Here is a 20,230-nt window from a genome sequence, read left to right on the forward strand (position 1 = left end):
CTCAGGTGAACGGTGACGGACTCCTCCTGGTCACGCCTCCGGCTGCCGAAGCCGATCGGATGTCCGTGCGGTGCCGCGTCGTTCACTCCGGCCGACCAGCGCCTGTGGCCGCGTGCATCCCGGGTCCGACGGGCCGATGCGGCACCCGCCGGAGAGCGGGCGGCCGAGGTGCCGCGCGCCGCCTGCGAGGATCCGAGACCAGCGGCCGACATCACCGGCCCAGGCCCGGCTGGCTGCCACCCATGACCGTCCCCCGTTCACCCGTCCCCTCGCTGTTCATTCGTCTCATTCGTCCCCCTCGTTGCGGGCGGTCGCGGGGCGGCCGCCCTCCTGCGCGGCTCGGTCACCTGTCTCACTCCGCTCCGCCTTCTCCGCGGCACGCGTGCGCGTGCGGCCCGGCCCGGCGGCGCCGGGGCGGGTGCGCGCCGAGCGCACCTGTCGCGGCCGGGCTCCGGACGGCCGCGGCCGTCGGTCGCCGGCGGTCTCTCCGAGGCGTGGCGGGCGGCCGCCGCGGGTGCCGGGAACGGCGGCCGACGAGTCGGCGGCGTCGTGGTGCGGCGGACCGTCGTCACCGACCGCTGCGTCCGCAATCGCTGCGGTACCGACCACGGCGGTGCCGACCACTGCGGTGCCGTCCGCTGCGGTGCCGTCCGGCGCCACGCGGCCGACGCGGTCCGTGAGTTCCATCCGTGCCGGGCGCTCCGTGGGTTCCGTAAGCTCCGTGGGTTCCGTGTGCTCCGTGGGTTCCACGCACTCCGCAGGTTCCGTGCGTTCCGTGCGCAGGCAGCGGCGGATCGACTCCGGGTCGATGCCCTCGTTGCAGGCCTGGTGGAGCAGCTTGGCGAAGAGGTAGCCGGGGTCCGCGCCCAGGGCCATCGCGAAGGCTTCCCGTGCCTCCAGGTCGTCACCGGTCGACCAGGCGACCCAGCCCGCCAGCGTGAGAGGAGCGGCGGCGTGTTCGCCGTAGGGGCCGACGCAGCGGCGGGCCAGGGCTCGCCACAGCCGCAGGGCCGGTCCCGCCTCGTCGCCCTCCATCCAGGCGGCCGCGCGGTCGCGGGTCGTGCGGTCCTGCAGTCCGAGAACCAGCGTCGCGGCCTCTTCGTGGGAGAGCAGGGTGTCGTCGCGGGCATCCGCCTGGTGGGTGCCGGACACCGGGGTGGCCGCGGCGAACCGGTCGATGACCCGCCCGGCAAGGGTGAGGGTCTCCTCGGCCACGTCCGCGCGGAACGCGTCATCGAGGATGCGGGGCACCAGTGCCATGCCGGCGCCGTCCAGGGCGATCTCCTGCTCCAGCACGGCGCCGGCCTCCCAGGGCAGCAGCCTGGCCCGCAGTTCGCGCAGGCTGCCTCGGACCTGGATCCCGGCGTAGGTGGCGGCGGCCGCCAGCACCGAGGTGCCGGGCAGGCCCATGGGGGCACCCTCGGGCGGACAGCATTCCTCGGTCGGGCAGCAGTACGACCAGAAGCGGCCGTCCGAGACGCACAGTGCCTCGATCACGGGCACGTCGAGCCGACCGCACTCGACACGCAGCAGCTGGGTCAGGGGCGCGAGCCGGAGCATCACGTCCCGGCCCGATTCGCCGGCCGCCGGTTCCTGGCAGACGTAGGCGACCATCTGCTCGGGCCGGGCTCCCCGGCGCTCGCCGCCGGTCACCAGCCCCTGCGCGAGCTGGCGTGCGGCCGCCTCCCAGTCGTCCTGGTGGGCGGGGATGCCGAGCCGGGCGCGTCCGCCGAAGCGGCCGCGGCCGGCACGGTCGTGGAGCGCCACCAGCACCATGCTGTCCTCGGGGCGGTACCCGAGCAGATAGGGCAGCGCATCGGCCAGTTCGGCCGGGGTGCGCAGGGTGACCTGGGTGTCGTGGGCGGATGGCCCGAGCGGGACCGCGCCTCGGGTGATGTCGCCGTTTTCGGAGGGTCCGGTGGTTTCGCTGTGATTCGTCATGCGCAGACGATCTCGCGGATCCTGTGATTCCGGTTTGGCCTGTGGATAAGTCGAATCAGGGGCACGACAAAGCCGTCTCCGGTATCCACAGGCCCGCCCGGCTGTCGGTCCCGTCCTGTTGTATGGACGCATGGAGCACACGAGCAACGCGGAACTGCGGACCCGGGCGGACGCCGTCCTCGCCCGTCTCGTCGGGGACGGCACGGGCGCCGCCCGGCTGCGCGAGGACCAGTGGCGGGCGATCGAGGCGCTGGTCGCGGACCGGCGCCGCGCCCTGGTCGTCCAGCGCACGGGCTGGGGCAAGTCCGCGGTGTACTTCGTGGCGACCTCGCTGCTGAGAGCCTCCGGCGCGGGACCGACAGTGATCGTCTCCCCGCTGCTCGCGCTCATGCGCAACCAGGTGGAGGCCGCGGCCCGGGCCGGCATCCACGCCCGCACCATCAACTCCTCCAACACGGAGGAATGGGAGTCGATCCAGGCGGAGATCGCGGCCGGCGAGGTCGATGTCCTCCTCGTGTCCCCGGAGCGGCTCAACAATCCGGACTTCCGCGACCAGGTCCTGCCCAGACTCGCCGCGGCGACCGGCCTGCTCGTGGTGGACGAGGCCCACTGCATCTCCGACTGGGGCCACGACTTCCGGCCCGACTACCGGCGGCTGCGCACCATGCTGGCCGACCTGCCGCCGGGCGTGCCGGTGCTGGCGACCACCGCCACGGCCAACGCGCGGGTGACCGCCGACGTGGCCGAGCAGCTGGGCACCGGCGGCACCTCGGACGCGCTCGTGCTGCGCGGCCCGTTGGACCGGGAGAGCCTCAGCCTGAACGTGCTGCGGCTGCCGGACGCCGCGCACCGGATGGCCTGGCTCGCGGACCACCTGGACGACCTGCCGGGTTCGGGCATCGTCTACACGCTCACCGTGGCCGCGGCCGAGGAGGTCACCGCGTTCCTCCGGCAGCGCGGGCACGCCGTGGCGTCGTACACGGGGAAGACGGAGAACGCCGACCGGCAGCAGGCGGAGGACGACCTGCTCGGCAACCGGGTCAAGGCGCTGATCGCCACCTCCGCGCTCGGTATGGGCTTCGACAAGCCTGACCTCGGGTTCGTGGTGCACCTCGGCTCGCCCTCCTCCCCCATCGCCTACTACCAGCAGGTGGGCCGTGCGGGCCGCGGTGTCGAGCACGCCGAGGTGCTGCTGCTGCCGGGCAGGGAGGACGAGGCGATCTGGGACTACTTCGCCTCGCTCGCCTTCCCGTCCGAGGAGTTGGTGCGCCGCACCCTGGACGTTCTCTCCCTGGCCGGCGGTCCCGTGTCGCTGCCCGCGCTGGAGCCGCGGGTGGAACTGCGCCGATCCCGGCTGGAGTCCATGCTGAAGGTCCTCGACGTGGACGGCGCGGTCCGGCGGGTCAAGGGCGGCTGGGTCGCGACCGGGCAGCCGTGGACGTACGACGCCGATCGGTACGCCTGGGTGGCCAGGCAGCGTGAGGCCGAGCAGCAGGCGATGCGCGAGTACGCGGCCACGCCGGAGTGCCGGATGGAGTTTCTGCAGCGCCAACTGGACGACGAGGGCGCGAAACCGTGCGGCCGCTGCGACAACTGCGCGCGGCCCCGCTTCACGGCCGACACCACCTCGGCCGCGCTGGACGCCGCGCGGGTCGACCTGGGCCGCGCGGGCGTCGAGGTGGAGCCCCGCCGGATGTGGCCGACCGGGCTGCCGGCCATCGGAATCGATCTCAAGGGGCGCATTCCGGCCGGTGAACAGGCGTCGGCGGGACGGGCCTTGGGACGGTTGTCGGACATCGGGTGGGGCAATCGGCTACGACCGCTGCTCGCTCCCCAGGCCGCGGACACGCCGGTGCCGGACGATGTCGCCCGCGCCGTGGTGGACGTGCTGGCCGACTGGGCGAAGGGACCCGGCGGCTGGGCTCCGGGCGCGGCCGACCCGCAGCCGCGCCCGGCGGGTGTCGTCACCGTCGCCTCGCGTTCCAGGCCCCGGCTGGTCCACTCCCTGGGCGCGCGCATCGCGGAGGTCGGCCGGATGCCCCTGCTGGGTTCCGTCGAGTACGCGGGCGATGCGCTCCGGGTCTCGCGCAGCAACAGCGCCCAGCGGCTGAAGGCCCTCGACGGTGCCCTGACCGTGCCGCCCGGCCTGGCCGCCGCCCTCGCCGAGGTCCGGGGACCGGTCCTGCTGGTGGACGACTTCACCGAGACCGGCTGGACCCTGGCGGTGGCGGCGCGCCTGCTCCGTAAGTCCGGGGTGCGGGGGGTGTTGCCGCTGGTCCTCGCCGTGCAGGGCTGACCGGCCCGCTGCTGCTCGGATCCGGCGCCGGGTGCGGCGTACGAACGTGCCGTGCTCGAACGTCCCAGGGGTCGCCCGGCATCTCAACGGGTAGGGATATAAGCGACGCACCGCCAGATAACAGTCGGTCGCCCCATTTGCTCGTTGCCGCATCCAAGTTCGACAGCAAGAATTGAGGTCCGCTCCCCGCACGGCTCGTCCGTGATCCGGTTGGGCTTTGCTGCGGTGCGCGCGGCCCCGAATCCGATCTCGCCCGCAGTGTGGGCGCGTAGCCGAAGGGAGGAACGTGACCTTCGGATTCGCTCCGTCCTCGGCGGCATCGTTGTCGCCGTCCGCGTCCGCCGCGTCCGCCAGTCGCCTGCTCGAGCCCGCGGAGTGGGCCGACGCCGGAATACCGCTGCTGCGCAACCCCCGTGAGGTCGTCAGCGGCCTGCACACCCGGCATCGCCCCCGTCCGGGCACCGCAGTCGTCGCCGTTCTCGATCCGGAGGAGCGGCTGTGTGCCAGCGCCTCCTTCGGCCGGCGCTCTGCCCCGGCCGACGGCTGGATGTTCCGCAACGCGCTGCTCGCCCAGTTGCGCCGGGTCATCCCGCACGACCTGCGCCGCCGCACCCCGGTGCGGACCGCCGTACTGCTCTACTGCCGCGAGGGGGACGCGCGTTGGACGGAGGAGGATGGTGCCTGGATGTGGGGACTGCGGGACGCCTGCACTCTCCACGGGCTGCGCTGCGGGGCGTACATCACGCTGACGCACGACGGCTGGCAGGTGCTCGGCGAGGGTCGTGGCGGCCGGCGTCCCAACGCCGACTCGCCTCCCGAACCCTTCGCCCTGTCCGAGGCCCGGCCCCTGTCGCCGCGTACCGGCGGGGCCGTCTCCGAGGTGCTGCGCCGAGCGGCCGCCCGCTGAACCGCGGCCCCCGCGCGGGAGCGTCGACCCGTCACGTCGCGCCAGGCACGGCGTCCTGACGTCACCTTGCGGAGTACCCTGCGGTCACGCCGCGCCGCGCGCCGGGGCGATCGTTCCGCCGTCCGGTCATCCGAGGGTCCGGCCCGGTGCCCGCGCGCCGGATCCTCCGGTCACCCGGCGGCCACCCCCGCGGCGGGCAGCGGCATCGGCCCCTCGTCCCGGGCACGCCGAAGGCACCACTGTGCGCATCACCGCCGTGGCCCCTTCGGTACCGCCGGAGCCCCAGAGGTGCCGGAGGCAACTCAGACGCCTGCCCCCAGCACCGAGTTGATGTGCTGCGGGTCGCCGCAGACGATCAGCAGGGCGCCGGCCCGGGAGAGGGCCAGTGGCAGCGCGGTGGCGGCGGCGGTGTCGGGGCCGCCGTTGACGGCGACGACGACCACGGAGCGGGTCACGGCACGGGAGGCGACGGCGGCGTCCGCGTAGAAGACGTCGTCGCCCGCGTCGTGCTGGGCCCAGTAGGAGGCTTCGCCGAAGGACAGCTCGTGCTCGGCCCACGGATGCTGCGCGCCGGTGGTGATCACCAGCACGTCGCCGGGGGCGCGACCCGATTCGAGGAGCAGGTCCACTGCTTCCTCGGCCGCGTCGAGAGCGCTCTCGACCGTGGCCGGGATCAGCTGGATCTGCGGGGCCGCCGCTGCCGCGGCGGGTACGGCCGGGCCGGACTGGCCTGGCTTGGCCACGTCACGCGACGTGCGCTGCACCGGCGGCGTGGGCCGCAGAGGGCCGGGACGACCGGGACGCGACGGGGCCGCGGGGCGGGGGCCGGGTACGGGACGAGGGGTCGGCGCGGTACGGCCACTGGCCGGAGTGGCGCGGGGACCCTGGGCACTCTCGTGAATCTGAGGCTCCTCGGGAATGAGAGGCATGAGCTGATATTTATCAAACGTTGGTGCAGGTCACGTGAACCGGGTGGCACAACTGTGCGACCGGAAGGTCAGAAATCGAAGCCGAGCTGACCCTCGATCTCCGGAACGCTTCCCTCCGCCCAGCTGCGGACCTTCTTGAGGTGCCGCCACTGGGGCAGCGCATCAAGATACGCCCACGACAACCGGTGGTACGGGGTGGGGCCCCGCACCTCCAGTGCGGCCTTGTGCACGGGCGACGGGTACCCGGCGTTGTCCGCAAATCCGAAGTCTGCATGGTCGATACCCAGTTCGGCCATCATTTTGTCGCGCTGAACTTTGGCGATCACCGAGGCGGCGGCCACGGCCACACACGATCGGTCACCCTTGATGACCGTGCGCACCCGCCACGGAGTACCGAGGTAGTCGTGCTTCCCGTCGAGGATGACCGCGTCGGGACGGACCGGCAAGGTCTCCAGGGCCCGGAACGCCGCTAGTCGCAGTGCGGCTGTCATCCCGAGGTCGTCGATCTCCTCCGGCGAGGCGTGCCCCAGGGCGTAGGCCGTAACCCACCCCCGCAGCGCCTCCGCAAGTTCCGTACGCCGCCTGACGGTCAGCAGCTTGGAGTCGGTGAGGCCGTCGGGCGGTCGGCGAAGGCCGGTGACCGCGGCACAGACGGTGACGGGCCCGGCCCACGCACCGCGCCCCACCTCGTCGACACCGGCAATGACCTTGGCTCCGGTCGTGGCGCGAAGGGAGCGCTCGACGGTGTGAGTAGGCGGTTCGTACGGCATGGCGCCCTTAGCGTACGCCGCACTGATCCCCGAGCGACACCCCGGCCTCCCGGATCGTGCCGGGGACCGCCCAAGGCGCGGCTCACGCCCCGTGCGACAGCAGCAGCGGAAGCATGAACCGGTCGATCATCTCCTCGATCTCCTGGTCGTTCCATTCGCTTCCGGAAATCTTGTTTCGGTACATCATCATCGCCGGAATGGCGTCCAGGACATAGCCGTTGGCCGCGTCGGCGCGCACCTCGCCCCGCTCGATCCCGCGGGTGACGATGTCGCCGATCAACTGGATCGTCGGCCCCACCACCCCGTCGAAAATCACACCATGGAACCGCTCGACCTGCAGCGGATCGCATTCGTGAATCACAGACCGCAGCGCGAAGCCGGGACGCGAGAACATCGCGTCCCGGGCCTGACGGCACAGGGCCAACAGGTCCTCCCGCACACTGCCGAGGTCGGGGGCCTCCTCCAGACGTGGCAGGCCGGCCTGCAGCGCGTCGGCGACCAGTTCCTCCTTGGAGGGCCAGCGACGGTAGACCGCCGCTTTCCCGGTCTGAGCACCGGCGGCGACGCCCTCCATGGTGAGGCCGTTCCAGCCGACTGTGCTGAGCTGCTCCAGGGCGGCGTCCAGGATCGCGCGTTCGAGGACCGCGCCGCGCCGACGAGGGGAGGCCGCCTGGGGGGCAGCGGCAGTCCAGCGCGAGGTAACCATCTGATGTTTCTCCAGCGAGCGAAGGGAAGCGGGAATTCCGGAGCGGGGGACGCGGCGCGCGACGGCAAGGGGGACGCGGCACGCGACGCGCAGTTAAGTGAACGCTTGCGTTCTCTACCGGGGACTCACTACCGTTGACGCGACAGTGAACGCTGGCGTTCACTAACACCTTCGTGGGGGATCCATAGTGACAACCTCTCAACTGATACCGGACCAGAAACCGGGTGCGGCCCGTCGGCAGGGGCGCCCCGGCATCGCGCTCACCGTGATTGCGGCCTGCCAGCTCATGGTGGTACTCGACGCGACGATTGTGAACATCGCGCTCCCGCACATTCAAGAGGCGCTCAAGTTCAGCACCACGGACCTCACGTGGGTGGTCAGCGCCTACACGCTCACCTTCGGCGGCCTGCTGCTCCTCGGCGCACGGGCCGGCGACATCCTCGGCCGGCGCCGGGTGTTCATGACCGGCATCCTGCTGTTCACCTTCGCCTCGCTCCTCGGCGGTCTCGCCCAGGAACCCTGGCAGCTCCTGGCGGCCCGCGCCCTCCAGGGTGTCGGTGGCGCGATCGCGTCGCCGACCTCGCTGGCACTGATCACCACGACGTTTCCCGAAGGTCCGGAGCGAAACCGGGCGTTCGGCGTGTTCGCCGCCGTCTCCGCGGGCGGCGGGGCCATCGGTCTGCTGGCCGGCGGCATGCTCACCGACTGGCTCGACTGGCGCTGGGTGCTCTTCGTCAACGTGCCGATCGGGCTGCTGATCGCCGTCCTCACCCCGCAGTACATCAACGAGTCCCAGCGGCACCCCGGACGCTTCGACATCTCGGGGGCACTGACCTCCACCCTCGGCATGGCCGCCCTGGTCTACGGCTTCATCCGGGCCTCGGAGGACGGCTGGCGCGACGGTCTGACACTCGGCTCGTTCGCCGCCGCGGTGGTCCTGCTGCTGGCCTTCGTCTTCATCGAGACGCGAGCGAAGGAACCCATCACGCCGCTGCGGATGTTCGCCGACCGCAACCGCTCCGGCACCTACGTGATCATGCTCAGCCTCGCCGCCGCGATGTTCGGCATGTTCTTCTACATCGTGCTGTTCGTGCAGAACGTGCTGGGCTACAGCCCGATCAGGGCCGGTCTGGCCTTCCTGCCCGTGACGGCGGCCATCGCCGTCGGCGCGGGGCTCTCGCAGCGGTTCCTGCCCGTCCTGGGCCCGAAGCCGTTCATGATGGCCGGTTCGGCGCTCGTGGTCGTCGGACTCACCTGGCAGACCTTCATCAAGCCCGACAGCTCCTATCTCGGCGGAATCCTCGGACCCATGCTGGTCTTCGGCTTCGGCATGGGGCTGAACTTCGTGACGGCGACCGTCACCGCGGTCTCCGGTGTCTCCCAGCACGAGGCCGGTGCGGCTTCCGGGCTGCTCAACGCCATGCAGCAGGTGGGCGGTTCGCTGGGGCTGTCCATTCTGACCACGGTGTTCGGCTCGGCCAGCAAGGACGAGGCGAAGAAGCAGCTGCCGAAGTTCCTCGCCGGGGGTTCGCCGCAACAGAAGGGCGAGTTCGCCAAGACCCATCAGCTGCCGGCGCCGTGGGGGAACGAAGTGCTCGCGCACGGCATCTCGACCGCGTTCATCCCCGCCGCCGTCATGGCCGGACTCGGGCTCCTCACCGCCTGGCTGGTGATCAAGGTCCGCAAGAGCGACCTCGACGCCCTCGCCGGCACGGCCGGCCCGGGGATGGGCTGACCTCACCGGGTCCGCAAGGAGCCGCGGACGGCCGGACCTCCACCGGGGAACAGACGGCAGAGAGCGAGGTCCGGCCTCCCGCATCACGGCCACTCGCATCACGGCCTTCCGCATCCCGGCCGTCCGCATCACGACCATCGGCGCCGCGATCATCAGCACGGCGCACACCATCGGAAGTGCCGACCCGACCCACCCCCACCGACACCTCCCCGCGACTACGCCTCCCACCCGCCTCCCGGCACATGCGCCGGTGGGGCGGCTGTAGGGAAAACGCCTGATGGTCACGTAGAGTTCCCATCGGGTACGGAGAGTTTCCTATACGGACGGCGGCATTCGACTTGGGCCGCAGACGTCGGAGCCGGACCCCGCAGACGTCGGGGCCGGACCCCGCTTCCTACCGACGAGGCTCTGCGCTGACGCACTTCGACAGCCCTCGTCCAGCCAGTCCGCCACAAGACAGCGGCGCCCCGGCCTCGTCACACGTCTCCGACGCCTTCGTCGCGTCCGGGGCGGCGCGGCCTCGCGACTCTTGGCACGAGTCGGCTCCGAGGAGTCACCGAACCACGTGGGAGCCGCACACGCGCCGCACATCGATCCGCACGTCGGCTTGCACAACGGTCCACACAGGCTCTGCCCCCGGCCTCAGCCGGTCACCGGCCGACGCCGGTCCCCGCCCCCGTCGGCACCCATTCCGGCAGCGCCTCCGTCCGCTCCGTCCATGCGGTCGGCGGCGCTCCCGCCCTGCCGCCCGCGAGCACGCCGCCCACGATGGCGCAGGTGGTGTCCACGTCGCCGCCCACCTGGGCGGTCGCCCAGAACGCCGTCTCGTAGTCGCCGAGGGCACGAGCCGCCGACCAGAGGGCGAAGGGGACGGTGTCATGGGCGGTCGTACGGCGTCCGCAGCCCAGGACGGCCGCGACGGTGCCCGCGTCGGCGTAGTCGAGCATGTCGCGGGCGCGCCGCAGGCCCTGGCCGACGGCGCTCTTGGGGACCAGGGCGACGACCCCGTCGAGGAGTGCCTCGGGGGTCGGCGGGCCGCCGGGCGCGGCTGCCAGGGCCGCTGCGGCCGCCACGGCCATGGCGCCGGCCACGGCCTCCCGGTGCTGGTGGGTGGGGTAGGCGGAGATCTCGGCCTGGTGCGTGGCCTGCTCAGGATCGTCCGCGTACCAGGCACCCAGGGGTGCGATCCGCATCGCCGCGCCGTTGCCCCACGATCCGCGCCCGTCGAAGAGCCCGGCGGCCAGCTCGCGCCAGTCGCCGCCCTCCCGGACGAGGCGCAGCAAGCGGTTGACGGCAGGGCCGTAGCCCCGGTCGAAGTCATGGTGCGCGGCGAAGGAGTGGGCCAGTGCGTCCTGGTCGACGCGGTGGTGGGCGGCCAGGACGGCGACGACGGAACAGGCCATCTCGGTGTCGTCGGTCCACTGCCAGGGGGCCGGAGGCAGCTCCCGGCGCTTCAGCAGCGGGTAGTTCACCGGCACGAAGAACTGCGAGCCCAGCGCGTCGCCGACCGCGAGTCCGCGCAGGCTGGCCAGGGCGCGCTCCAGGCGCCCCGGGATCGGGGAATCAGAGGAGGAGGTCATCGCGGCCAGCCTAGCCGCTCATCCAGTAGGGCTCCGGGTCCCGCCAGCGGTCGAACGGCTGGTTGAGCGTGTACTTGCCGTCGTCCCCGAGAACGAGCATCCGCATCTCGGCGTTCCCAGGGTTGGAGAGCGACTCGAACTCCGCGACCGTCCAGTGGAACCAGCGCATGCAGAACAGCCGCATCGCCAGGCCATGGGTCACCAGGAGCACGTTGGGCGGGTGGTCCGGCGCCTCGAAGCTGCGGAACAGACTCTCCAGGAAGCCGCCGACACGATCGTAGACGTCGGCCCCCGACTCACCCTGGGGGAAGCGGAAGAAGAAGTGCCCGTACGCGTCCCGGTACGTCTTCTGCAGCCGTACGTCGTCGCGGTCCTGCCAGTTTCCCCAGTCCTGCTCTCGCAGCCTGGGCTCCTCGCGCACGCGTATGAGATCCGGGTCGAGGTGGAAGGCGCGGAGGGTCTCGTGCGTACGGCGGTACGGGGAGACGTACACGCTGACGCGCTCCTGGCCGAAGATCTCCCGGACGCGCTTTCCGGTCTCTTCGGCCTGCCGCCAGCCCCGCTCGGTGAGGGCCAGCGCGTGGTCGGGTTCCCGCTCGTACACGGAGTCGTCGACATTGCCGGTTGACTCGCCGTGCCGGACAAGGACGATGCGCCGTGGTCGTGCCATGCCAAAACCCTAGATCGAGTGACGAAAAATCGAGCACTCGGATGGGCCCCATACAGCGCAGGTCACACAAATCGAGGGTTGGATATTCAAACGATCCAGCTCGGTTCGAGCTCCACGATGTCACCCGTAAGGGCGGCGATGTCGGCCTCCGTCTGGGCCCGCAGCGCCAGCCGCTCCACCCGTTCGGTGCGGTACTTGCCGTGCTCGGCGGCCGACCGCCACATCGAGAGGATCATGAACTCGTGCTCCGGCGCCTCCGCGAACATGCCGCGGATCATGCCGGGCGAGCCTGCCATCGCCGGGTTCCAGACCTTCTCCTGCATCAGCGTGAAGTGCTCGACGCGCTCCTCGTGCACCCGGCAGAAGGCCACCCGGACCAGGTCGCTGTCGGTGAAGCGGGGTTCGAAACCGGTCTTCACGTCGAACCGGTACTCGAAAAGTTTGACCTGTTGATCCTTGTACGTGCCGGACTGCGACGCGGCCAGGCGGTCGTGCGAACGCGCCATGAAGGAGTCGTAGAAGGCACGGCTCTCCCAGAAGGCGAAGATGTGCGCCACTCCAGGCCGCTGCCGACTCCAGCCCCCGCCCTGTCCCCGAAATCCCGGCTCCCCCGGAAGCCCCGCCCATTTCCGCTGCCCCCGCTCGAAGCCCCGGCGGTCAACCACGGTGCAGCGAATCCACTTGACCAGCACCGCGCCATCGTAAGGCCACAGGGCGTGGCGTCGGTCACGCTCCGGCTGAGATCACCCGCGCATGCGCCCCCGCGCGCGTGGCACGATGGACAAAGAGCCTTGGCAAACCATCAGTTGGGGTAGTGACCTCTAGGGGGAAGGGGACGCGTGGTGAGCGGTTTCAGCAAGGCGCTCCGCAAGGTCGAGGTCGCGGTGAAGTGGGATCCCAGCCCTTCCGGGCAGCCGCCCACCGATCTCGACGTCGTCGCCGGGACGTTCACGACGGCCGACCCGTACGGAGCTCCGGCCTATCTGGTGCACTTCGACAGCCGTTCGCCCGACGGCACGATTTTCCTCAACCGGGACAGCCAGGACGGCAAGGGCTTCGGCTGGGACGAGGTGATGACGCTCGAACTGGACCGGCTCGACGGCCGGTACGCGCGCGTGGTCGTCGGCGTGGTCATCCAGCAGCGGGCCGCGCACCGGACGTTCGTGAACGTCCTGAACCCGGCCGTCCGTGTCCGTGAGGGCTACAACGTGCTGGCCGAGGACGACTTCGGCTCGGTCCTCGGGGCGACGGCGGCCACTGTGGCGGAGTTCGTGCGGGACGGGTCCGGCGACTGGGGTTTCCGGCCGGGGCTGCACGGGTTCGAGGACGATCCGGTGGTCTTCAGCCGGGAGATGGGCGGACTCGGCCGCCCCTGACGGCGGTCGGCCGACCGCCGGGACAGGTGAACGGTAAGGGGCGCCGGCCACGGCCGGCGCCCCTTACTTCACGTCACATCGACTCGTCAGCTGCAGCCGCTGGTCGAGCCGCAGCCCTCGCAGATGTAGCAGGAACCGGCCCGCTGCATCTTCGTACCGCAGGAGAAGCAGAGCGGGGCGTCGGCCTGGATGCCCAGCTGCATCTCCACCAGTTCGGCGCTGGTGTGCGCCTGCTTCGGGGCGGGCTTGGCCACCTCGATCTTGGGCGCGGCGACGGCCTTCAGCTCCTGGGCGCGCGGCGCCGACTGGGCCAGCCCCTCGACGTCGACGTCGTCATCGTCGATGGACGGCTCGTACGAACCGGTCTCCAGGTGCCGCTGGCGCTCCTCGGCGGAGTGGATGCCGAGCGCGGAGCGCGTCTCGAACGGCAGGAAGTCGAGCGCCAGGCGGCGGAAGATGTAGTCGACGATCGACTGCGCCATCCGCACGTCCGGGTCGTCCGTCATGCCGGCCGGCTCGAAGCGCATGTTGGTGAACTTCGAGACGTACGTCTCCAGCGGGACGCCGTACTGGAGGCCGACGGAGACCGCGATGGAGAAGGCGTCCATCATGCCGGCGAGGGTCGAGCCCTGCTTGGACATCTTCAGGAAGACCTCGCCCAGGCCGTCGTCCGGGTAGGAGTTGGCCGTCATGTAGCCCTCGGCACCGCCGACGGTGAAGGACGTGGTGATGCCGGGACGACCCTTCGGGAGGCGCTTGCGGACCGGGCGGTACTCGATGACCTTCTCGACCGTCTCGCGGATGGTCGCCTCGGCCTTCTCCGTGACCTCGGCCTTCTCCTTCTCCTTGGTCTTGGCGGAGAGCGGCTGGCCGACCTTGCAGTTGTCACGGTAGATCGCGAGCGCCTTGACGCCGAGCTTCCAGGCCTCGAAGTAGATCTCCTCGACCTCCTCGACGGTCGCCGACTCCGGCATGTTGACCGTCTTGGAGATGGCGCCGGAGATCCACGGCTGGATCGCGGCCATCATGCGGACGTGGCCCATCGGGGAGATGGCGCGCTCGCCCATGGCGCAGTCGAACACTTCGTAGTGCTCGTGCTTGAGGCCGGGAGCGTCGATCACGTTGCCGTTCTCGGCGATGTGGGCGACGATCGCCTCGATCTGCTCCTCCTGGTAGCCCAGGCGGCGCAGGGCCTGCGGGACCGTGCCGTTGACGATCTGCATCGAGCCGCCGCCGACCAGCTTCTTGAACTTCACCAGGGCGAGGTCGGGCTCGACGCCGGTGGTGTCGCAGGACATGGCCAGACCGATGGTGCCGGTCGGGGCGAGGACGGACGCCTGGGAGTTACGGAAACCGTTCTTCTCGCCGAGACGCACGACGTCCTGCCAGGCCTCCGTGGCGGCCGCCCAGACCGGGGTGTCCAGGTCGTCCATGCGGACGGCGACGGTGTTGGCGTCGGCGTGCTGGCGCATGACCCGGTTGTGGGCGTCGGCGTTGCGGGCGTAGCCGTCGTACGGGCCGACGACCGCGGCGAGTTCGGCGGAGCGCTTGTAGGCGGTGCCGGTCATCAGGGAGGTGATGGCACCGGCCAGCGCACGGCCGCCGTCGGAGTCGTAGGCGTGACCGGTCGCCATCAGCAGGGCGCCGAGGTTGGCGTAGCCGATGCCGAGCTGGCGGAAGGCGCGGGTGTTCTCGCCGATCTTCTGGGTCGGGAAGTCCGCGAAGCAGATGGAGATGTCCATCGCGGTGATGACGAGCTCGACGACCTTCGCGAAGCGCTCGACCTCGAAGGACTGGTGGCCCTTGCCGTCGTCCTTCAGGAACTTCATCAGGTTCAGCGAGGCGAGGTTGCAGGACGTGTTGTCCAGGTGCATGTACTCGCTGCAGGGGTTCGAGCCGTTGATCCGGCCGGACTCCGGGCAGGTGTGCCAGTGGTTGATGGTGTCGTCGTACTGGATGCCCGGGTCGGCACAGGCCCAGGCGGCCTCGGCCATCTTGCGGAACAGGCTCTTGGCCTGGACCTCCTCGATGACCTCGCCGGTCATCCGGGCGCGCAGACCGAACTGGCCGCCCTGCTCGACCGCCTTCATGAACTCGTCGTTCACGCGGACCGAGTTGTTGGCGTTCTGGTACTGGACGGAGGTGATGTCGTCGCCGCCCAGGTCCATGTCGAAGCCCGCGTCGCGGAGGGCGCGGATCTTCTCCTCCTCCTTGACCTTGGTCTCGATGAAGTCCTCGATGTCGGGGTGGTCGACGTCGAGGATGACCATCTTGGCGGCGCGACGGGTGGCGCCGCCGGACTTGATGGTGCCCGCGGAGGCGTCGGCGCCGCGCATGAAGGAGACCGGTCCTGAGGCGTTGCCGCCGGAGGAGAGCAGCTCCTTGGAGGAGCGGATCCGGGAGAGGTTCAGGCCGGCACCGGAGCCGCCCTTGAAGATCATGCCCTCTTCCTTGTACCAGTCGAGGATCGACTCCATGGAGTCGTCGACGGACAGGATGAAGCAGGCCGAGACCTGCTGGGGCTGCGGGGTGCCCACGTTGAACCACACGGGGCTGTTGAAGCTGAAGACCTGGTGCAGGAGGGCGTACGCCAGCTCGTGCTCGAAGATCTCGGCGTCGGCAGGCGAGGCGAAGTACTTGTGGTCCTCGCCGGCCTTCCGGTACGTCTTCACGATGCGGTCGATCAGCTGCCTGAGGCCGGTCTCGCGCTGCGGGGTGCCGACGGCACCGCGGAAGTACTTGCTGGTGACGATGTTGACCGCGTTCACCGACCAGAAGTCGGGGAACTCGACGCCACGCTGCTCGAAGTTGACCGAGCCGTCGCGCCAGTTGGTCATGACGACGTCACGGCGCTCCCAGCTCACCTCGTCGTACGGATGCACGCCGGGAGTGGTGTGGATGCGCTCGATACGCAGTCCCTTGGTGGCCTTGGTGCCCTTCGCGCGGGAACTCCGTGCCGGACCGCTCGCCGTCTCTGTCATGCCGCCTCCCTGTACGGGCTAAAACGCCCTGAAATGCCACGATGTTCCCGTGACACACTGTTCTGTTTTCGCATCGCGAGTGCCCTCAGCCGCCACCCGCGACAAGTCCTGGATCGCCGTCCGACAACCGGATCCAGGCCCTCCGCCCGGTTCCGTTCCGTCCGTCAGCCGACGATGTGAACGGGTGCGGGCACCTGCACGCCCCCGCCCGGCCCGTGATCGTCCTCCTGGCCCCCCGCTCCCGCGACTTCGTCGTCCGCGACGGGGTCCTGGGCCGCCCGCCTGAGCTCCGCGATCGCGGCCTCGAAGTCCTCGAGCGAGTCGAACGCCCGGTAGACGGAGGCGAATCGCAGGTAGGCGACCAGATCGAGCTCCTGCAACGGGCCGAGTATGGCCAGCCCCACGTCGTGGGTGGTCAGCTCGGCGCTTCCGGTGGCCCGCACCGCCTCCTCGACCCGCTGGCCGAGCTGGGCGAGTGCGTCCTCGGTGACAGGCCGTCCCTGGCATGCCTTGCGCACGCCGTTGATGACCTTGGTACGGCTGAACGGCTCGGTGACTCCGGACCGCTTGACCACCATGAGCGAGCACGTCTCCACGGTCGTGAAACGACGGGAGCAGTCCGGACACTGGCGGCGCCTGCGGATCGACGTGCCGTCGTCGGTCGTACGACTGTCGACCACGCGGCTGTCGGGGTGCCTGCAGAAGGGGCAGTGCATGATCTCCAACCCTCCTCACAGCAGACTCAATAGCCTCGCTGGGCCACATGGGCCCCTCGAAGCAGCCCCAAGCATAGGCGATCTCAGTGAGAGCGGAGACCCGGGGGACCACAACTTGTGGGCAGCCGTAGCAATCCAACCACTAGATGTGGTGATTGGCAGATACATCACCAGGTTGCGCGTGTCGCACACGTACCGCTACGGCCGATACGGAGATACCGTGGGCGCCGCACGGAGGTCACGTGCGACTCCGGCGCAGATGGGGACGGACATCCCGGTCGGCGGCGGTCCGGATGGCAGACTGGGCACACCCACAAGGCCGTCCCCCGGCGGTGAAGAGTACAACAATGGGCCCTTTTGCCTGCCGGGTATCGCGTGAGCCATACACCCAGACATGCGATCACGTACGGTGAACCGCGTTTTTTCACTCGAACGTGTGTTTGGCGCAACCTTTCGAAAGCAACTACCGTTGTCCAGCAGGGAGACCATCGAGAGGGGCCGACGTGACCACGACCGCAGACAGTGCCACCATCACCGCCCAGGACCGCTCCCAGGGCCGACTCGACCCGGTGCACGCCATGAACGAAGCCGTGAATCCCGAGGGGCACAAGCGTTCCCTGCCGGGCCGACCTCCAGGCATCCGGGCGGACAGCTCGGGCCTTACCGACCGGCAGCGCCGGGTGATCGAGGTGATCCGGGACTCGGTACAGCGGAGGGGCTACCCGCCGTCGATGCGGGAGATCGGTCAGGCCGTCGGCCTGTCCAGCACGTCCTCGGTGGCGCACCAGCTGATGGCACTGGAGCGCAAGGGCTTCCTGCGCCGCGACCCGCACCGCCCGCGTGCGTACGAGGTGCGCGGCTCCGACCAGGCCGTGACCGTGCAGCCCACGGACACCGCCGGCAAGCCCGCGGCGTCGTACGTTCCGCTGGTCGGCCGGATCGCCGCCGGCGGACCGATCCTCGCCGAGGAGTCGGTCGAGGACGTCTTCCCTCTTCCCCGGCAGCTGGTCGGTGACGGCGAGCTGTTCGTGCTCAAGGTCGTCGGTGACTCCATGATCGAGGCCGCGATCTGCGACGGCGACTGGGTCACCGTCCGCCGCCAGCCGGTGGCCGAGAACGGCGACATCGTCGCCGCCATGCTCGACGGCGAGGCCACCGTCAAGCGCTTCAAGCGCGAGGACGGCCACGTCTGGCTCCTCCCCCACAACGCGGCCTACGAGCCGATCCCCGGCGACGACGCGACCATCCTGGGCAAGGTCGTCGCGGTCCTGCGGCGCGTGTGACGCCTGCGGCGGGCGGTCATTCCGCCCGCCCTTCGACCGGGCCCCGGGACCCCTGCGCCGGTTCCGGGGCCCTGCACTGCCCGGACCCCGGCGACCGCCTGCCTGGAATCGCGGGGGGGGGGGGGCGGGGGCGCCGGGGGGGGCCCCCCCCCCAACCCCCCCCCCCCCCCCCCCCCCCGGCGGCCCCCCCCCCCCCCCCCCGGGCCGGGGGGGCGCCCCCCCCCCCCCGCGGCCCCCCCCCCCCCCGCGATCACTCCGCCTCCGCCTCCGCCTGCCGTGCTGCCTCGTCGATGGCGGCCAGCGACCTGCGGACCTGGTTACGGTCCGTGGTGTACCAGAAGTCGGGCAGTGAGGACTTGAGATATCCGCCGTACCGCGCGGTGGCCAGCCGCTGGTCGAGCACGGCGACCACACCGCGGTCCCCGGACGCGCGCACGAGCCGCCCGGCACCCTGGGCCATCAGGAGCGCGGCGTGCGTGGCGGCGACCGCCATGAAGCCGTTGCCGCCGGCGTCCTCGACGGCCTTCTGCCGCGCGCTCATCAGCGGGTCGTCCGGGCGCGGGAACGGGATCTTGTCCATGACGACCAGCTGGCAGCTGGGGCCGGGGACATCGACGCCCTGCCAGAGCGACAGCGTGCCGAAGAGGCAGGTCCTGGGGTCCGCGGCGAAGTTCTTGATCAGTTCACCGAGGGTCTCCTCGCCCTGGAGGAGTACCGGGAACTCGGGAATCCGGACGCGCAGTTCCTCGGCGGCCTGCTGGGCGGCGCGCATCGAGGAGAAGAGGCCGAGGGTGCGGCCGCCCGCGGCCTGGATCAGTTCGGTCAGTTCGTCGAGCATGTCGGCGCGGTCGCCGTCCCGCGCGGGGCGGGACAGATGCTTGGCGACGTAGAGGATGCCCTGTTTCGGATAGTCGAAGGGCGAACCCACGTCGACGCCCTTCCACGGCGGGAGGTCCTCGCCCTCGGTGCCCTCGGGGGCGAGGCCCAGGGACGCGCCGACCCCGTTGAAGTCGCCGCCGAGCTTGAGGGTCGCCGAGGTGAGGACGACCGAGCGGTCCGCGAAGAGCTTCTCCCTGAGCAGGCCGGACACCGACATCGGGGCGACCCGGAGGGAGGCGCCGAAGCGGTCGTGGCGTTCGTACCAGACGACATCCCACTCGGAGCCGTTCACGATCCGCTCCGCCACGTCGTGCACGGTCTCCACGGAGGCCAGTGCCTGCTTGCGGACCGCGTCCTCGTCCTGGACCGACTTGTCGCGGGTGGTACCGAGCGCGGAGATCACGGTGCGGGCGGCGTCCCGGAGCGCCGCCAGGGCATAACCGAGATCCTCCGGAACCTCCTCCAGGCGCCCCGGCAGCGCCAGCTCCATCAGCCGCTCGAAGCCCTCGGCGGCGGTCTGGAGCTGGTCGGCGGCCTTCTCGTCGACCAGCTTGGCGGCGCGCCGGACCGCGCGGTTGACCTGGCCCGGGGTGAGTTCGCCGGTGGCGACGCCGGTGACACGGGAGACCAGTTCGTGCGCCTCGTCCACGATCAGCACCTCGTGCTGCGGGAGCACCGGGGCGCCCTCGATGGCGTCGATCGCGAGCAGGGCGTGATTGGTCACGACCACCTCGGCGAGCTTCGCGCGCTCGCGGGCCATCTCGGCGAAGCACTCGGCGCCGTAGGCGCACTTGGACGCGCCGAGGCACTCCCGGGAGGAGACCGAGACCTGCGCCCAGGCCTTGTCCGAGACACCCGGTGTGAGGTCGTCGCGGTCGCCGTTCTCGGTCTCGTCGGCCCAGTCGCGCAGGCGCAGCAGGTCCTGACCGAGCTTGCTGGTGGGCGCGGCCGCCTCGAACTGGTCGAAGAGGCCCTCCTCCTCGTCCTGCGGCATGCCCTCGTGCAGCCGGTGCAGGCACAGATAGTTCGACCTGCCCTTGAGCATGGCGAACTCCGGGCGCCGGCGCAGCAGCGGGTGCAGGGCGTCGACGGTGCGCGGCAGATCCCGCTCCACGAGCTGTCTCTGCAGGGCGAGGGTCGCCGTCGCGACGACCACCCGCTCTCCGTGGGCGAGCGCGGGCACCAGGTAGCCGAGCGACTTTCCGGTGCCGGTGCCGGCCTGGACCAGCAGATGGGATCCGTCGTCGATCGCTTCGGCGACCGATTCGGCCATGGTCACCTGGCCGGGGCGCTCCGTACCGCCGACGGCTGTGACAGCGGCATGCAGGAGTTCGGGGAGTGAGGGCTTCGTCATAGCGCGACCACCCTACGGCCCGGCACTGACAACCGGGCGATCAAGGCGTGGACAGGGGGTGGGATCAGGCCCGGGGTTCCCGGACCGCCAGGCGAAGGGGCAAGGGC

Annotated in this window: 15 protein-coding genes; 5 read left to right on the forward strand and 10 right to left on the reverse strand. The window is 70.7% G+C overall.

Annotated features, from left to right (window positions below; all coding sequences use genetic code 11):
- Positions 1 to 285 precede the first annotated feature (285 nt).
- Positions 286 to 1,941, reverse strand: a complete 1,656-nt coding sequence (locus ACFY0K_RS40380) for a DUF4192 family protein (RefSeq protein WP_390644046.1) — start codon at positions 1,939 to 1,941, stop codon at positions 286 to 288.
- 130 nt (positions 1,942 to 2,071) lie between these two features.
- On the opposite strand from ACFY0K_RS40380, the gene ACFY0K_RS40385 reads away from it, so the two are divergent.
- Both ACFY0K_RS40385 and ACFY0K_RS40390 read left to right on the forward strand, forming a co-directional pair.
- A complete protein-coding gene (locus ACFY0K_RS40385; RefSeq protein WP_390644047.1) occupies positions 2,072 to 4,237 on the forward strand; it encodes a RecQ family ATP-dependent DNA helicase in 2,166 nt (721 codons plus the stop codon).
- Positions 4,238 to 4,523: 286 nt separating this feature from the next.
- The gene (locus ACFY0K_RS40390; RefSeq protein WP_390644048.1) at positions 4,524 to 5,144 is read left to right on the forward strand and encodes a hypothetical protein; all 621 of its coding nucleotides are present in this window, start codon (positions 4,524 to 4,526) and stop codon (positions 5,142 to 5,144) included.
- A gap of 302 nt (positions 5,145 to 5,446) precedes the next feature.
- Here the strand turns inward: ACFY0K_RS40390 and ACFY0K_RS40395 are convergent, their stop codons facing one another.
- From ACFY0K_RS40395 to ACFY0K_RS40405, 3 genes are all read right to left on the reverse strand, one after another.
- Positions 5,447 to 6,073, reverse strand: coding sequence for a hypothetical protein (locus ACFY0K_RS40395; RefSeq protein WP_390644049.1), 627 nt, complete (start codon positions 6,071 to 6,073; stop codon positions 5,447 to 5,449).
- Between the two features lie 68 nt (positions 6,074 to 6,141).
- Positions 6,142 to 6,843, reverse strand: coding sequence for a ribonuclease HII (locus tag ACFY0K_RS40400; RefSeq protein ID WP_390644050.1), 702 nt, complete (start codon positions 6,841 to 6,843; stop codon positions 6,142 to 6,144).
- An 82-nt stretch (positions 6,844 to 6,925) separates the two neighbouring features.
- A complete protein-coding gene (locus ACFY0K_RS40405) occupies positions 6,926 to 7,549 on the reverse strand; it encodes a TetR/AcrR family transcriptional regulator (RefSeq protein WP_351960231.1) in 624 nt (207 codons plus the stop codon).
- Positions 7,550 to 7,736: 187 nt separating this feature from the next.
- Here ACFY0K_RS40405 and ACFY0K_RS40410 point away from each other — a divergent pair, with 187 nt between their 5' ends.
- Positions 7,737 to 9,284, forward strand: a complete 1,548-nt coding sequence (locus tag ACFY0K_RS40410; protein WP_390644051.1) for an MFS transporter — start codon at positions 7,737 to 7,739, stop codon at positions 9,282 to 9,284.
- Positions 9,285 to 9,934: 650 nt separating this feature from the next.
- On the opposite strand, the gene ACFY0K_RS40415 is transcribed toward ACFY0K_RS40410, so the two are convergent.
- The 3 genes from ACFY0K_RS40415 to ACFY0K_RS40425 all read right to left on the reverse strand — a co-directional run bounded on the left by ACFY0K_RS40415 (position 9,935) and on the right by ACFY0K_RS40425 (position 12,226).
- The gene (locus tag ACFY0K_RS40415; protein WP_390644052.1) at positions 9,935 to 10,864 is read right to left on the reverse strand and encodes an ADP-ribosylglycohydrolase family protein; all 930 of its coding nucleotides are present in this window, start codon (positions 10,862 to 10,864) and stop codon (positions 9,935 to 9,937) included.
- 10 nt (positions 10,865 to 10,874) lie between these two features.
- Positions 10,875 to 11,534, reverse strand: coding sequence for a histidine phosphatase family protein (locus tag ACFY0K_RS40420; protein ID WP_351960234.1), 660 nt, complete (start codon positions 11,532 to 11,534; stop codon positions 10,875 to 10,877).
- An 86-nt stretch (positions 11,535 to 11,620) separates the two neighbouring features.
- Positions 11,621 to 12,226, reverse strand: coding sequence for a YdbC family protein (locus ACFY0K_RS40425; protein WP_351960235.1), 606 nt, complete (start codon positions 12,224 to 12,226; stop codon positions 11,621 to 11,623).
- A 150-nt stretch (positions 12,227 to 12,376) separates the two neighbouring features.
- On the opposite strand from ACFY0K_RS40425, the gene ACFY0K_RS40430 reads away from it, so the two are divergent.
- Positions 12,377 to 12,910, forward strand: coding sequence for a TerD family protein (locus ACFY0K_RS40430; RefSeq protein ID WP_390644053.1), 534 nt, complete (start codon positions 12,377 to 12,379; stop codon positions 12,908 to 12,910).
- An 86-nt stretch (positions 12,911 to 12,996) separates the two neighbouring features.
- Here ACFY0K_RS40430 and ACFY0K_RS40435 read toward each other — a convergent pair whose 3' ends face one another.
- Both ACFY0K_RS40435 and nrdR read right to left on the reverse strand, forming a co-directional pair.
- Positions 12,997 to 15,891 (reverse strand): vitamin B12-dependent ribonucleotide reductase, encoded by a 2,895-nt coding sequence (locus ACFY0K_RS40435; RefSeq protein ID WP_390644054.1) that lies wholly within the window; start codon positions 15,889 to 15,891, stop codon positions 12,997 to 12,999.
- Between the two features lie 164 nt (positions 15,892 to 16,055).
- The gene (gene nrdR / locus ACFY0K_RS40440) at positions 16,056 to 16,607 is read right to left on the reverse strand and encodes a transcriptional regulator NrdR (protein ID WP_390644055.1); all 552 of its coding nucleotides are present in this window, start codon (positions 16,605 to 16,607) and stop codon (positions 16,056 to 16,058) included.
- 503 nt (positions 16,608 to 17,110) lie between these two features.
- Between nrdR and lexA the strand changes: the two genes are divergently transcribed.
- On the forward strand, positions 17,111 to 17,890 hold the full coding sequence (gene lexA, locus ACFY0K_RS40445; RefSeq protein ID WP_133028126.1) for a transcriptional repressor LexA: 780 nt from the start codon (positions 17,111 to 17,113) through the stop codon (positions 17,888 to 17,890).
- 250 nt (positions 17,891 to 18,140) lie between these two features.
- Here lexA and ACFY0K_RS40450 read toward each other — a convergent pair whose 3' ends face one another.
- Positions 18,141 to 20,123, reverse strand: coding sequence for an ATP-dependent DNA helicase (locus ACFY0K_RS40450; RefSeq protein WP_390644056.1), 1,983 nt, complete (start codon positions 20,121 to 20,123; stop codon positions 18,141 to 18,143).
- Positions 20,124 to 20,230: the final 107 nt, after the last annotated feature.

Origin of the sequence: Streptomyces sp. NPDC001507, assembly GCF_042894765.1 — a bacterium.
In the GTDB taxonomy this organism is placed as follows: domain Bacteria; phylum Actinomycetota; class Actinomycetes; order Streptomycetales; family Streptomycetaceae; genus Streptomyces.

Bases quoted from the DNA above. Each gene is read 5' to 3' on its own strand.
- nrdR (WP_390644055.1), bottom strand. From the start codon at position 16,607: ATGCACTGCCCCTTCTGCAGGCACCCCGACAGCCGCGTGGTCGACAGT.
- ACFY0K_RS40450 (WP_390644056.1), bottom strand. From the start codon at position 20,123: ATGACGAAGCCCTCACTCCCCGAACTCCTGCATGCCGCTGTCACAGCC.
- ACFY0K_RS40405 (WP_351960231.1), bottom strand. From the start codon at position 7,549: ATGGTTACCTCGCGCTGGACTGCCGCTGCCCCCCAGGCGGCCTCCCCT.
- ACFY0K_RS40420 (WP_351960234.1), bottom strand. From the start codon at position 11,534: ATGGCACGACCACGGCGCATCGTCCTTGTCCGGCACGGCGAGTCAACC.
- ACFY0K_RS40385 (WP_390644047.1), top strand. From the start codon at position 2,072: ATGGAGCACACGAGCAACGCGGAACTGCGGACCCGGGCGGACGCCGTC.
- ACFY0K_RS40400 (WP_390644050.1), bottom strand. From the start codon at position 6,843: ATGCCGTACGAACCGCCTACTCACACCGTCGAGCGCTCCCTTCGCGCC.
- ACFY0K_RS40395 (WP_390644049.1), bottom strand. From the start codon at position 6,073: ATGCCTCTCATTCCCGAGGAGCCTCAGATTCACGAGAGTGCCCAGGGT.
- ACFY0K_RS40380 (WP_390644046.1), bottom strand. From the start codon at position 1,941: ATGACGAATCACAGCGAAACCACCGGACCCTCCGAAAACGGCGACATC.
- ACFY0K_RS40415 (WP_390644052.1), bottom strand. From the start codon at position 10,864: ATGACCTCCTCCTCTGATTCCCCGATCCCGGGGCGCCTGGAGCGCGCC.
- ACFY0K_RS40435 (WP_390644054.1), bottom strand. From the start codon at position 15,891: ATGACAGAGACGGCGAGCGGTCCGGCACGGAGTTCCCGCGCGAAGGGC.